Source organism: Candidatus Rhodoblastus alkanivorans (genome assembly GCF_022760755.1).
In the GTDB taxonomy this organism is placed as follows: domain Bacteria; phylum Pseudomonadota; class Alphaproteobacteria; order Rhizobiales; family Beijerinckiaceae; genus Rhodoblastus; species Rhodoblastus alkanivorans.
On sequence record NZ_JAIVFP010000001.1, the window covers coordinates 4,006,269 to 4,019,449 of the forward strand.

Annotated in this window: 13 protein-coding genes; 10 read left to right on the top strand and 3 right to left on the bottom strand. The window is 59.4% G+C overall.

Translation table 11 applies throughout. The features are described from left to right. Positions 1-11 precede the first annotated feature (11 nt). From K2U94_RS18660 to K2U94_RS18705, 10 genes are all read left to right on the top strand, one after another. A complete protein-coding gene (locus tag K2U94_RS18660) occupies positions 12-1,466 on the top strand; it encodes an N-6 DNA methylase (RefSeq protein ID WP_243068650.1) in 1,455 nt (484 codons plus the stop codon). Beyond that, entirely contained in the window at positions 1,463-2,704 is a 1,242-nt protein-coding gene (locus K2U94_RS18665; protein WP_243068651.1) for a restriction endonuclease subunit S domain-containing protein, read from the top strand. Before K2U94_RS18660 ends, K2U94_RS18665 begins: the two co-directional genes overlap by 4 nt. A 166-nt stretch (positions 2,705-2,870) precedes the next feature. Continuing rightward, a protein-coding gene (locus K2U94_RS18670; RefSeq protein WP_243065398.1) for an IS3 family transposase occupies positions 2,871-4,129 on the top strand; the annotation gives its coding sequence in 2 pieces (ribosomal slippage) (positions 2,871-3,210 and positions 3,210-4,129; 1,260 coding nt in all). Beyond that, a complete protein-coding gene (locus tag K2U94_RS18675) occupies positions 4,053-4,538 on the top strand; it encodes a transposase (protein ID WP_252393686.1) in 486 nt (161 codons plus the stop codon). Before K2U94_RS18670 ends, K2U94_RS18675 begins: the two co-directional genes overlap by 77 nt. A gap of 178 nt (positions 4,539-4,716) precedes the next feature. Beyond that, positions 4,717-5,073: a restriction endonuclease subunit S gene (locus K2U94_RS18680; RefSeq protein ID WP_243068653.1), complete on the top strand. Its 357-nt coding sequence runs from the start codon at positions 4,717-4,719 to the stop codon at positions 5,071-5,073. Between the two features lie 25 nt (positions 5,074-5,098). Beyond that, on the top strand, positions 5,099-5,341 hold the full coding sequence (locus K2U94_RS18685) for a hypothetical protein (protein WP_243068654.1): 243 nt from the start codon (positions 5,099-5,101) through the stop codon (positions 5,339-5,341). Positions 5,342-5,433: 92 nt separating this feature from the next. After that, a complete protein-coding gene (locus tag K2U94_RS18690) occupies positions 5,434-5,868 on the top strand; it encodes a DUF6998 domain-containing protein (protein ID WP_243068655.1) in 435 nt (144 codons plus the stop codon). Between the two features lie 43 nt (positions 5,869-5,911). Further along, entirely contained in the window at positions 5,912-6,883 is a 972-nt protein-coding gene (locus tag K2U94_RS18695; protein WP_243068656.1) for a hypothetical protein, read from the top strand. 72 nt (positions 6,884-6,955) lie between these two features. Next, positions 6,956-9,253, top strand: a complete 2,298-nt coding sequence (locus K2U94_RS18700) for an McrB family protein (RefSeq protein ID WP_243068657.1) — start codon at positions 6,956-6,958, stop codon at positions 9,251-9,253. Next, positions 9,160-10,863: a nuclease domain-containing protein gene (locus K2U94_RS18705; RefSeq protein WP_243068658.1), complete on the top strand. Its 1,704-nt coding sequence runs from the start codon at positions 9,160-9,162 to the stop codon at positions 10,861-10,863. The genes K2U94_RS18700 and K2U94_RS18705 overlap by 94 nt, the downstream gene beginning before the upstream one ends. A 512-nt stretch (positions 10,864-11,375) precedes the next feature. On the opposite strand, the gene K2U94_RS18710 is transcribed toward K2U94_RS18705, so the two are convergent. From K2U94_RS18710 to K2U94_RS18720, 3 genes are read right to left on the bottom strand one after another with little or no spacing between them, the layout of a single operon-like run. Then, positions 11,376-12,458, bottom strand: coding sequence for a tyrosine-type recombinase/integrase (locus K2U94_RS18710; RefSeq protein ID WP_243068659.1), 1,083 nt, complete (start codon positions 12,456-12,458; stop codon positions 11,376-11,378). Further along, complete coding sequence (locus K2U94_RS18715; RefSeq protein WP_243068660.1) at positions 12,433-12,960, bottom strand: helix-turn-helix domain-containing protein; 528 nt, start codon at positions 12,958-12,960, stop codon at positions 12,433-12,435. The genes K2U94_RS18710 and K2U94_RS18715 overlap by 26 nt, the downstream gene beginning before the upstream one ends. An 8-nt stretch (positions 12,961-12,968) precedes the next feature. Continuing rightward, positions 12,969-13,178: a helix-turn-helix transcriptional regulator gene (locus tag K2U94_RS18720; protein WP_243068661.1), complete on the bottom strand. Its 210-nt coding sequence runs from the start codon at positions 13,176-13,178 to the stop codon at positions 12,969-12,971. Positions 13,179-13,181: the final 3 nt, after the last annotated feature.

The following is a 13,181-nucleotide window of genomic DNA, read 5'->3' on the forward strand; positions in this document are numbered from 1 at the left end:
CGTTTAAGATTATGTCCGTCCGCACCCTCGTCAAATCCATTCAGGACATCATGCGCCAGGACAGCGGCGTCGATGGCGACGCCCAGCGCATCAGCCAGCTGTGCTGGATGTTCTTCCTGAAAATCATCGACGATCAGGATCAGGAACTGGAGCTGACCCAGGATTCTTACATCTCGCCCCTTCCGGAAAAGCTGCAATGGCGGAACTGGGCGGCCGATCCGGAGGGCATCACCGGCGACGCCTTGTTGAATTTCGTCAATGGCGAACTGTTCCCGGCGCTGAAAAACCTGACGCCGACCGGAAAGTCCGGCGACCGACGCCGCGTCGTCCGCGACGTGTTTGAGGACGCCTATAATTACATGAAATCCGGCCAGCTTATGCGGCAGGTGGTGAACAAGATCGCCCAGGTCGATTTCAATAATCTCGCCGAACGCCAGCATTTTGGCGACATCTACGAGCAGATTCTCGCCGACCTGCAGTCCGCCGGAAACGCCGGCGAATATTACACCCCGCGCGCCGTCACCTCCTTCATGGTCGATCGCATTAACCCTCATCCTGGCGAAATCCTGTTCGATCCCGCCTGCGGCACCGGCGGCTTTCTGACCTGCTCGATCCGCCACATGCGCGAGCATTATGTGAAAAAGCCGTCCGACGAATGGCTATTGAAGAACGGCCTGCGCGCGGTCGAGAAAAAGCCCCTGCCGCACATGCTCTGCGTCACCAACATGCTGTTGCACGGCATCGAGGACGCGAGCTTCGTCCGCCACGACAACACCCTGGCCCGGCCTTTGGTCTCCTGGAGCAAGGACGAGCGCGTCGACATCGTGCTCACCAACCCGCCGTTCGGCGGGCGCGAGGAAGACGGCGTCGAGGACAATTTCCCGACCTTCCGCACCAAGGAAACCGCCGATCTTTTCCTCGCATTGATCATCCGGCTGCTTAAGCCGGAAGGCCGCGCCGCCGTCGTCCTGCCCGACGGAACCCTTTTTGGCGAGGGCGTCAAAACGCGACTGAAAGAACATCTGATGGAGGAGTGCAACCTCCACACCATCGTCCGCCTCCCCAACTCGGTGTTCAAGCCCTATGCCTCGATCGGCACCAACCTGCTGTTCTTCGAGAAGGGCGCGCCGACGAAAGAAATCTGGTTCTATGAGCACCGCGTGCCGGAGGGCCAGAAGGCCTATTCCATGACCAGGCCGATCCGGCTGGAGCATTTTAAATCCTGCATCGACTGGTGGGGCGGGCCGGAGCGCAAGAACCGCGAGAAGACGCCGCAGGCTTGGCGCGTCACGGCGGAAGAGGTCAAGGCGCGCAATTACAATCTCGATTTCAAAAATCCGCATGAGGTCGCCGACGATCACGGCGACCCGGAACATCTTTTGGCCGATCTCAACGCCGCCGAGGCCGAGACAGCAAGACTGCGCGATCAGTTGAAGGCCATTCTGGCCGAGGCGCTGGCGCGATGAACACCGAACGGCTCTTAAAGCATTACGCCCACATCGCCGATGCGCCCGACGCCGCGGCGCGGCTGCGGCGGTTCATTCTCGATCTGGCCGTGCGCGGCAAACTTGTGCCGCAAGAACCGAAAAATGAGTCGGCGTTCGCGTTATTGAAACAAATTGCCGTTGAAAAAGCACGACTAGTCAAAATCGGCGAAATCAGGAAGGAAAAACCTCTTCCCTCGATAAAGCTCGGTATGGAGCCGTTCAAGCTGCCAGCGGGATGGGCATTGGTCCGGCTAGGCACAATCATACATCTTGTCTCCGGCCAACATTTGCAGCCACCCGAGTATTCCGATGACCCAAACGCGGGACTTCCATACATCACGGGGCCATCCGACTTTGGGTCCAATGGCCTTCAGATCACCAGGTTCGCTTTGGTCCAGAAAGCTGTGGCGACGCGCGGCCAATTGCTTCTTACTGTCAAAGGCTCGGGCGTCGGCAAAACCACGACATGCGACATCGACGAGGTTGCCATCAGTCGTCAGTTGATGGCTTTAACCGCCATCGGCTGGGATAGTCAGTTTTTAGTGATGATAACTCATCTGCTTGCCGAAACACTTCAGATGCGGGCGCGAAGCCTGATACCCGGCATTTCACGGGAAGATGTCGAAGAGTTTGTCGTCGGCCTTCCCCCGCTCGACGAGCAGCGCCGCATCGTCGCCAAGGTCGATGAATTGATGGCTTTGTGCGACCGGCTGGAGACGGCGCGCGGGACGCGCGAGGCGAAACGCGATTTCTTCGCGGCGGCGAGCCTCGCCCGCCTCAACGCGCCCGATCGCGAAACCTTCGCCGACGACGCCCGCTTCGCCCTCAACGCGCTCCCCGCCCTGACCGCGCGCCCCGACCAGATCAAACAAATCCGCCAAACTATCCTCAATCTCGCCGTGCGCGGGAAACTGGTGCCGCAGGACGATGGCGATGAGCCCGCGCTGGAATTATCGCGAAGGATCGCGAAAACAAAGAGCGAATCCAACCGCAGTGCTCGGCAAACCCGGAACGACAATTGTGGTCTCGACGACGCACGAGCGTCGTTTGACCTGCCAAAGACCTGGAGTTGGACGACCCTCGGCGCTTTGGCGCTCGATATGCGGTACGGCACTTCCAAGAAATGTGAATATGAAATCGAGGGAACGCCGGTTCTCCGTATTCCCAATGTCTCAGAGCCTGACCTGAAATTGGTTGACCGGCCTCGCGGCCCTTGATTCCCTTGGTTTGCAACAACTTTGGGAGATTCGCGATGCCGTGGAGCGAGGCCGATCGCGCGAAGTATGAAGTCATTCGGGCGCGCTATTCAAGCGATGAAATAGCCCCGTAAGTCGCCGGACAGGCACTCCCACTTCGCTAAGAGGTAGGAGTAATGTGGTGTTTATGACTGGTGACAATCCGAAGAGTGAGGTCCTGCCGGGCCGAGAACGACGGCGTCGGCGCACGTCGGCGGAGAAATTGGCGATCATTGCCGAGACGATGGAGCCGGGCATGACGGTTAGCCTTGTCGCGCGCCGTCACGGCATCGCCCCCAATCAGCTGTTCACCTGGCGGCGGCTGGCGAACCAAGGCGCCCTGACCGCGACGCAGGCCGAGGAGGACGTCGTTCCGGCGTCCGCCTACAGGGCTTTGGTCGACCAGGTGCGCGAACTGCAGCGCCTGCTCGGCAAGAAGTCGATGGAGGCCGAAATCCTCAAAGAGGCGCTTGAAGTCGCCGTAGGCTCAAAAAAACGGATGTTGCGGTCGTTGTCGCTGCCGACGCTCAATCCACGGGACGGTTCGCGATGAAGGCCGTCTGCGAAACCCTCGGCGTCGCCCGCTCGAATGTCGCCGCGCGCATTGCCGGCGGCGCGGCCAAACGCATGGGCCGACCGCCCCTGCCGGAAGACGATCTGCTCTGCGAGATCAAGGGGATCATCGCCGAACAGCCGTCCTGGGGCTACGCCCGCGTGTGGGCCGACCTGCGCCGCAAAAGACGCGCCGAGGGCGCGGCGCCGGTCAACCGCAAGCGGGTTTATCGGGTGATGAGGGCGCACGGCCTGTTGCTTCAACGTCATGCCGGCGGCGGCGAAAACCGCCGGCATGACGGCAAGATCGCCGTTCTGCGCTCCAACCTGCGTTGGTGTTCCGACGGCTTCGAGATCGCTTGCGACAATGCCGAAAAAGTCCGCGTCGCCTTCGCGCTTGATTGCTGCGACCGGGAAGCCCTCGGCCATGTCGCCACGACGGCGGGCGTCAAGGGCGAGGACATCCGCGACCTGATGGTCAGCGCCGTCGAATATCGCTTTGGCCCGGTCAATCGCCTGCCCAGCCCGATCGAATGGCTGACCGACAACGGGTCTTGCTACATCGCTGGCGACACGAAACATTTTGCCCGCGAAATCGGCCTTGAGCCGCTGACCACGCCGGTCGAAAGCCCCCAATCGAATGGAATGGCCGAAGCCTTCGTCCGCACGATCAAACGCGATTACGCGCGCGTGTCGCCACTGCCGGACGCCGAAACCGTGATCCGCTTGCTGCCGTCGTGGTTCGAGCATTACAACACACGCCATCCGCATCGCGCGCTTGGCTATCGTTCACCCCGCGAGTTCATCGCGGATCGCTTGGCCGCCGAAGCCGGAGAGTGTCTGTCCGAAACTTAAGGGGCTACAACACACGATCGGTCTGCCCATCGAATGCCAGATCACGACCGCCGACGTGCAGGACCGCGACGCTCTCGCGCCGTTGCTGAAGGCCGTGCATCGCAAGAGCCCGTGGGTGAAAATGTCCTTCGTCGACGGGGGTTATCAGGGTGATGAAGCCAAGCGCGCAGCCTTCGAGGCGAGCCGCATTTCCATCACCGTCGTCAAGCGAACCGATAAAGAGGTGAAAGGATTTACGGTGCTGCCGAAACGCTGGGTCGTCGAAAGGACGCTCGGTTGGATCAATCGCGCGCGCCGTCTGTCAAAAGACTTCGAGGCGACCATCGAATCCGCCCTCGCGTGGCTGCAATTGGCCCTGGCTTTCCTTCTCATGCGAAGGCTGGCGAGGGCAAAAGCCAGTCAGAATTGAAATTCGAGTCGGGTTCTCAGGCGGGCAAATCAGCCTTGCTGATTTGAAGTTCGGACCGCTCACAACGACTGAAATCGCAGACCTAAGCCTCCGGTGTGGTGATCTTCTGCTTATCCGCTCAAATGGAAGCCTGGAAATTGTCGGTCGCGCCGCCGAAGTAGGCACTTCGGCAGAAGGGATGTCATTTGCGGGCTATCTTGTCCGCATCCGACTGAGCTTGGAAAATGTTCTTCCTCGCTACATCTGGCTCACCACAAACACAGATCATGTCCGAGATCAGATTGAGAAGCCGATCAGGTCCGCCGTGGGGCTCAAAAACGTAAACTCTACCGAGTTGGCGTCGTTGACTATTCCGCTCCCGCCCCTCGCCGAACAACGCCGCATCGTCAAAAAAGTCGATGAACTGATGGCGCTCTGCGACCGCCTGGAGGCGAGCCTGACCGCCACTGAGACCACCCGCGCCAAACTCCTCGAATCCCTCCTCGCCGAAGCCCTCGCGCCGGTCGAGGCGCGCGACATGGAGGCGGCGCAATGAGCAACAAGAATCAGCGGAGCCAGTCATGACGGAATTGCGCGGACGCTACCGGATCGTGAACGACACGTTTTTGCGCGAGAAGGCGGCGCGAAAAAATGATCCTCGTCACAAGTTCTATGAAACGATGTTGGCGAGCAAGACCTACGACGAATATCTCGCGCAAGTCGGCCGCACCGAGGTCAACGTCGCGACCTTCAAAACCGGGCCGATCAACGGACGCATGGAAATTCTGTATGCGCGCCGAAGCGGATGGATCGCTGACGCATGACCTTCTCCCGCCCAAAAATCCTAATACCGGCCGAAGGGCGAGACGCGGAGGTCGCAGTGGGGCCTGCGGTCGATTGGGCCGAAATCCGCCTTTTGCTCGACGGACTCTATTCAACGATCAGCCGCCTCGAAGCGATCTTTCCCCGTCGGAAATTCACGCCTGACGGGCATTTGGTCGGCAGCATAGGCGAGGTGATCGCCGCCTATATGTTCGACCTCGACCTTTTGCGCGGATCGAACAAGGGCCACGACGCAATTGCGCAGGATGGCCGGAAGATCGAAGTGAAATTGACGCAGGGCGCGCGCGTGGCCATCCGCCACGAACCCGACCATCTCATCGTTTTGCAGCGCCTGAAGGACGGCCCCGTAACGGTCGTTTTCAACGGCCCCGGAAACGTGGCCTGGGAACGCTGCGGAAATAAGGGGGACAATGGACAGCGTTCAATCCCTCTGAGCACTCTGAGAGCTTTGGACCGGCAAATCGAGCAGGTTGATCGCCTGCCATTGAAGCGTGAGCCTCCCGTGTAAGGGGAAGATTTAGAAACAGCTTTTTATCGCGGAGACCAATTCGTTGCCCATAGATTCCTCAGCTGTTCAGGCGATGACTGCCGCTGCCGACCTAGTTATTGGCGAAACTCTTCTTCATGGTTCGCCAGCGATGAGCAATCCGCCCAGGACCGAGGTCGGACTGGTCGCATCGATCGTCCTGAGCAGCGTTCAAAGAATTACGCAAGAATGGTCGCCAATTCTTGCGAGCATTGGTTACGGCCTCAAGCTGTCCGGGGTTTTTTGCCACGCGGCGCCAATGGTGCGGTTTTGGCATCCATCGTCAGCCCGAAAGGAAACGGAATGCGAGTTAGCTGATTTGCTCGTCGTCGTGGACGTGTTGCATCAGAGCGGGGGCGTTGAGCGTTCAGCGTCGCTCGTTCAGGCGAAAATGGCCTCCAGAGCAACGCGCGTCACATTCGGCGGCAAGTCGAGCCCTCGGCAGCTTCATTTATATCAAAATTGGCCTGCTTTTTCGTTCGCTGATGCTGTTTACGGTACGCGTATCTTCAATCTTCAGCCGACTTGCGGCGAAGATGCCGGAACGTTTGGCGTCATTGATCGTCATCTGAAAAACACGGCAATCGAGCCACCGATCTGGACGCAGCATCAGGCGTTACCCACCCCATCGGCGATTACGACCGAGCCGACGCTGGGCAAGTTCGTGGCAAATATGATTGGGCAAACTGGCCTGAATTACGGCAGACGCGCAATCGAGAATGGCGCCGACGATTGGAGTGCGGTCGTCGACCTGCTCATGAAAGTTACATACGGAAAAGTCTTTCGGCATAAACCAACGCTGGGCAACCATGCAGTTGCACGAGGCGCGACTGGTATCGCGTTTTTGCAAGCCGCGCCGCAAGGCGTGTACGCATTGGTCGAATCCGGCGGGCCTCCGCCGCCGATTGAAGGCGTTGAACTGATCGATGATGACGATCCGGGAGGAATGAGCGTCTTGCGCATCGTCGTTGCTGAAACAGGCGACGGCGGAGGCTAATTATGGGGTGGGCCACCTTTGGACCGCAATATTCCGTTGCCATTTTCTGAAAGAGAGAATTGAGGAAAGCCAGTGCCCGACATCAAATCTATTTACGAGCAGCAGTTCCTCCCGGCGCAAAACAAGGAATGGTTTTTCACCTATCGCGGCGACGTCGTCTGGGCGGCAGGACTCGATGAGGCGGCGTTCCGCTCGCCGCAGGCCCAGCAGGGCCTCTGGGAACGAGACGGCATCACTGGCATTGGACCGGGCAATTCCGTCACCGTGAAAGGGGCTTATGCAGACGCGGAAATCATTGACGCGCTTTGGTCACTCAAAAATTGGGAAGCGCCGGCCGACTCAAAAGAAGTTGCCAAGCATCTGGACGCCGAATTTGAACGCATCCTTGCCCTGGTGTCGCCGCGTCACTCCGACCGTCGCCCATCGGCGCGATTGGCGCGCGTATTCGCTATGTTGCGACCCTACGATGTACTGTGCTTGATGGATTGGTCGCGCACGGCACAATTGCGCTCGTGGCTCGAAAAGCCGACCTTCGGTTTGCACATGATTGGCCAGAACGTCATCGCCCGAGCGGCATTACGGGAAGCCCTCGGTCCGGAGAAAAGCCTCGACGACGCTATCGCTTATAATCAGTTCGCTTGGTTCGCTTGGGAGATGGTGCCGTCGGATGATGCAAAGGCGGCAGGGCCTCAGGCTGCTGAAAGCGACGTGATCAAGGGACCAACCGATGTCCCGCGGTTGGTGATCCTGCCCGCGGTAATGCAACGCAAGGGCATGTTTTACGTCACTGACAATTTGCGGGTGATCCTGTCGATCGTTCGTGCAGCCGAGACCGGTGTCGAAAAGGAGGATTTGCTCCAGCAGATCGCCGAGGAAGCGCCGGCCCTAAACGCAGGATCGCGCGCGCAGGTCCTTTCGCAAGCGGCGTCGATGGGGCTGATCATCGTCGAGCATGGCGTTTACAGGGTCACGCCCAACGGTCGCCGCCTTCTGGAAGGCGAAAGCCCCGCCAATGTGCTGACGCCCTTTTTCGTCCGTTCGATCTTCGGCTTTGCGCTCATTCTCGATGATCTGCGCGAATCCAGCATTTTGACCCGCGGCGAAATCGCAAAGCGTGCACAGGGCTATTATCCAAAATGGACTTCGGAGTTTGCGCCGAATGCTTTGGTAACCTGGATGCGGGAACTCGATCTGATCTCCGTGGCAGGGGCGGGTCGCTCAGCACAAATTCAACTTACCGAAAACGGGCAATATTGGGTTACCGGATTGCCCGCCAATCTGAAAACACCGGATCATTTGCTCACTGACCAGATGCCTGAAGAGCCGCTGATTGTCTCGCCCGCACACATTTATGACGTTGAGCCGCCCCCCTTCACGCCGGCGAAAATCGACGCCGTGTTGAGCCATTTTCGTGAAAGTCCGGAGACCAGCCGCTTCATCTATAGCGATGAACAAGTTCGGGTGCTCCATGCAGCGCTGCACAGCGCCGAGGGTAAACGTTTCGTGTTGCTTGCCGGACTTTCCGGCGCAGGCAAGACATCAATCGCCAAGGCATACGCTCAGGCCTATTGCGCGGCGTTGGGGATTGCGCCAAACGCACATTACACACAGGTTGCTGTCTGGCCGGACTGGACCGATCCTTCTGGCCTGCTCGGCTTCGTCAATCCCCTAGCGTCGCCGCCTGATTATCACAGGACGGAAGCCCTGCGCCTTTTGATGGCGGCCAACACCAACCAGGACAAGCCATATTTCCTCTGCCTCGATGAAATGAACCTCGCGCGGGTCGAGCATTATTTCGCACCATTTCTTTCCGCAATGGAGGGCCGCAGAACCGAACTCGCCATCCATGCCGGCGATGTCGAAATCGATGAGGTGCCCCCAAGAATGCCGTGGCCCGAAAACCTCTTCATCTTCGGCACGGTCAACATGGACGAAACCACGCACCCCTTTTCCGACAAGGTGCTCGACCGCGCCTTCACGTTCGAGTTTTGGGACATCGATCTCGCGGCGTGGAAGGAGAAGGCCGCAAAAGGCGACGACGCCGTCGCCTTCGATGTCATATTCAACTTGCTTCAATCGCTCTATCAGGCGCTGGAGCCAGCGCGCCGACACTTCGGCTACCGAACATGCGACGAAGTCCTCCGCTTTTGCACCGCGCCCGCCGGTTTGGAATTGCTCTCGGCGTTGGACGCCGCCGTCCTGACGAAAATCCTGCCGAAGCTTCGGGGCGACGCAGGCGGCGCATTGCCTGAGGCCCTGCAGAAGGCCCTGGATATTTGCAACGCGACCAAGCTGCCGCGTTCGGCGCACAAGCTTCAACAGATGCAAAAGAGCCTTTCGGCGCTCGGGATCGTGCGGTTCTGGTCCTGAACATGCTGGAGCTTGCCCCCTATCGAATTGTCGCCGGCGAGCGCCAGGATTTGACGCTCGGCGCGGGCGGCTGGGCCTGTTTCGAGGGCGACACGATATACATCGACACGCGCACCAAGAACCTGCCCGTGATGAGAGTTGCCGGCGCTGAGCTTCCTGCGGGCGGGTTGAAGAACGACTCCGAAGGCTTTTCGGCACGGTTTGAAATCCCCATAATGACATGGGCGGGCCGCACGCTCATTGAGGCGCGAGACGGCGAAAAGATTGTCACCACGACGCTGGAGATCGACCCTCATCAGCAAAAGCTCGGCGCGAACGAGTTCGACAAGATGCTCGCCGAGCTATCCGAGCGGTCGCAGGGCCTGGTCTGGGGCTTGTCGCCGGGCGCGGCGAAAGGAATGATTTCCATGTCCACGCTCGCTATCGTCCATCCTGCAGTCATCACCAGCCAGCTGCCAGTGTTCGAGCGACTGTTGGAGCGCTATGTAGCCGCGCCGCCTATGGTGACGCTCCGTGTTCGCGATGCCTTTCCGCTCAATTTCTCGCGCCGCGCTGATCTGATCACTTTGCGTTGGCTCGGGCGCCGCCCCGCCGTGCTGAAAGCGGTGACTGGCGACAAGGACGTTGGAGCTTTCATGGATGCGCGAACGCCCATTGATCAGCCCAGCGCCGTCCTGTCCACGGACCATCCGATTACCCGTTATTTCGCTTATGTCCTTCGACGGCTTCGCAGGCGGTTCAAGGAAAGTGTTGACGTTCTGCGTCAAACGCGTGGTCGGCCGTTTCTTGATCCAACGATCGAAGCGCACGCCGAAATGCTCGCGGCGACAATTGAGGCGGCGGCGCGCCGGCTGGACGCCCTTCTCGTGCTGCCGCTCTTCAAACAGATCACGCCGGAGCCCATTGGCGAGACCACGCTTCAGGCACTGAGTGACCACCCGCTCTATGCCGCGATTTACCGCGCCGCCCGAAAGTTGCTGGAGCCCGGCCTCGCCTATGATCCAGGCGGCGACCTCCAATCGTCGTTGAAGCACACTTATGATCTGTTCGAATTATTCGTGCTCTATCGAATTGTCGACGGGTTGCCTGGTCTCCTCGGACCGGGCTGGTCAGTCGGCAAGGCGAAGGCGCTGCCATACATCGGCCGTGAGGAACGGTTGCCAGACAGGGCGGCCTGGGGGTTCAGCGGACCAGACGGCTTCAGACTCGAACTACGATACCAGCAATGGTTTTCGCGGGCGCGCATTCCACCGGACTTGAGGATGTTTTCGAGCCTGAGCGGCGTCTTCATACCGGATTACATTATCGTGCTGCGCAAAGATGGCAAACCTGTCAGTTGGATAATCCTCGACGCCAAATATCGGTCTGGTGGGCAGGCGATCGATCAAGGATTGGCTGATATTCATCGGTATCGAGATGCTTTGCGAATTCGTGGGCTCCCCGCGAATGGCGCGTTCATCATCGTGCCGGCGCTGCAGGATGGAAATGCGCCATATGTCACTCCCGAGTATGTTGAAAATCACTCGTTTGGCGTTCTTCCAATTACCTCCACGAACTGGCTGAAGACGGCCGTGAATTTCCTGCACATTTCCAGCATTTCCAAATCTTAGCGCAGGACCACGCCAATCTTGTCGATCTCATCCGCCCACTCGACGCTGGCAGCCCAATTTATCTGCATTTACAGGCCGATCTTGCGGTTGGTGCCCGACCTTCGCGGCCCTGGTACACGACCGAAAAGCAGCATCTGCTGGGCTGGCTTGGCGAATATGATGGCCCTGGCGCTTATGGCCGCGCCAAATGGACCGACCGCTCCGCAGAATTCGTCTACAACGATTTTCAATGAGTTCCTGCGCTGGTTTGGCTGGCGGAGGCCTTTGGGTGTCCACCCCGAAATCTGCTCTCGGCCTGTGACGAGGTCAGGCGGAGCGGATCAAATGCGGCAAGGCAATGCGGCGCTTTCCGGCGTGCGGTTCCCTGGTCAATGATCGAAGAACGGCTGCTGCGCCTGCAAAGGCGGAAATCGCCCTTGCGCCCGGCTCGCCCGAGCAAATTTTGGCGCAGAAACCCATGCCGGTCGGCGGTTTCGGTCGCAAGTCCGCGCCGCGCAGGTGATGCGTCTGGCCTATGCAATCAAAGCGCGAAGTTTCGCCCGCAAATCAGCGTCAGGCACCTCCGGTTCCAATGAAATAGCGCCGATCACGTCGCCTTGGCGGTGCGGATCGATCTTGCCGTAGGACGTGAGCGTGGTGGCGATGTTCTCATGGCCCAAGTTCTGGCTCCATGCCTTGATCTGTTCCGGCGTCCGGCAAGTTTTCTGCATCAAATGCCCCAAAGTGTGCCGGAAGGAGTGGGGCGGGAAATAAGGCAGGCCCGCCCGTTCGAAAGCTTGGCGAAATATCGCCCGCACCGGCGAGGCGTCGCACCAATGCTGCGCTTCAATTCCAAAGGCCTGAAAGCCCATGTCCTGCCCTTGGCCAACCTTCGTTTTGGGAAAGACAGGATCATTCGGCGCGAACAGGTGGATCGTGCGCAATTCGTCGATCCATTCGCGGACGATTTCGGTCAGGTCGTCGCCCAACGGGAAGAAGAACGTATTGATGCTTTTGGCAAACTTCGTCGCCACGCGATCCGGTTCTTGCCGAACCAGCGGCGGCGCCTTGCTCATGTCGACATGACGAAGGCAGAGGGACGCCAGCGCGCGGTCGCGAATCCCGGTCAGAATCGCAAAGGTCACCAACGCGCGATTCCGGCGGTCGATCACGGTTTCGGTAGGCATGGCCGCGATGACGGCCCGGACCTGTTCAAGGCTCGGGAAATCGCGAAGCTTGGGCGCCTTCGCCGTCGCGATGTCCCTGTTCGACGGGCTGAAATATTCGATGTCGGGAACATGGATTTTTGACTTGAAGCCGGGCTGCCACGCCAGCCAAGTGAAAAATTCCTTAAGGGCGGTGAGTGTGCTGGTTTGCGTCGAATGGCTGAGGGCCTCGCCGCTGCGGCAGCCGTTGGTTTCGGCGAGACGCTCCTTGAAAGCGATAGCCTGTTCGCGGCGAAAGGTCTTGAAGTCACGGGCGCCCGTGTAATCCTCGAAGCGCGCCAGCGCCTTGCGGATGGCGTCGAGCGTCGCCTCGCTCTTGCCGCGCGCCTCCTTCAGGAAGCGCAAATAATCGCGCTTGATGCGTTCATTCTGCGGGTTGATCTTGGACATGGCTCCGGTCCTTGTTGAAGTCACTGTTTGCACTGGCATTCGGGCTATCCCTCAATCGCTCCGACGCCATCGGCTGAATGTCGATCAGCGCCGCGAATTTCGGGAGGTCGGCCCGGCGGACCGAGCGGTGCATTGCCGTGTCACAAACGCAGCAAAGGCCGGTGAGCTTCGCGATCTTGTCGGTATGCCAGGAGGCGTCAGCGATGTTGCCCCAAGGCTTGCGGGGCGCTCGGCACCGGAAGCAGAAGAATTCGCCAGGCGCGCATTTCTGACGCCTCGCCCGCTGCTTTTCGGAAATGAACGCCTTCAGCGCCGCCCCATGAACGAGGATAGGGCGGCGATCATCGATGGCCTTGAGGCCGTCCTTGAGCCAGTGCCGGACGGTGTTGCGGTGAACGCCGAAGAGCTTGGCAATCTCGCCCGGATCGTAGCTGGACGATTGCTTGATCCGGTTGACCGGGTAGCGCCGACGCCGCGCGGGTTTTTTGATTGGCGTGAGCATCGGGCGCCTCAAGCCCGGCGAGAGGCGATGCGCTCCGCAATCCAGCCGTCAATTTCGCCTTCCACCCAAGCGATACACCGCTCAGAAATGGCAACGGGCGCCGGAAAACGGCCTTCGCGGATATAAGCGTAAAGAGTACTGCGGCTGAGGCCGGTGCGCGCCTTCACCTGTTCAAGACGAATGAAAGAGGGCTTGAAGTCTTCTTTTCCGGTGTTCATCGA

What these genes read in the sequence shown, in the direction of transcription:
- K2U94_RS18685 (WP_243068654.1), top strand. Translation starts at nt 5,099, where the DNA reads ATGACGGAATTGCGCGGACGCTACCGGATCGTGAACGACACGTTTTTG.
- K2U94_RS18680 (WP_243068653.1), top strand. Translation starts at nt 4,717, where the DNA reads ATGTCATTTGCGGGCTATCTTGTCCGCATCCGACTGAGCTTGGAAAAT.
- K2U94_RS18715 (WP_243068660.1), bottom strand. Translation starts at nt 12,960, where the DNA reads ATGCTCACGCCAATCAAAAAACCCGCGCGGCGTCGGCGCTACCCGGTC.
- K2U94_RS18660 (WP_243068650.1), top strand. Translation starts at nt 12, where the DNA reads ATGTCCGTCCGCACCCTCGTCAAATCCATTCAGGACATCATGCGCCAG.
- K2U94_RS18665 (WP_243068651.1), top strand. Translation starts at nt 1,463, where the DNA reads ATGAACACCGAACGGCTCTTAAAGCATTACGCCCACATCGCCGATGCG.
- K2U94_RS18710 (WP_243068659.1), bottom strand. Translation starts at nt 12,458, where the DNA reads ATGTCCAAGATCAACCCGCAGAATGAACGCATCAAGCGCGATTATTTG.
- K2U94_RS18720 (WP_243068661.1), bottom strand. Translation starts at nt 13,178, where the DNA reads ATGAACACCGGAAAAGAAGACTTCAAGCCCTCTTTCATTCGTCTTGAA.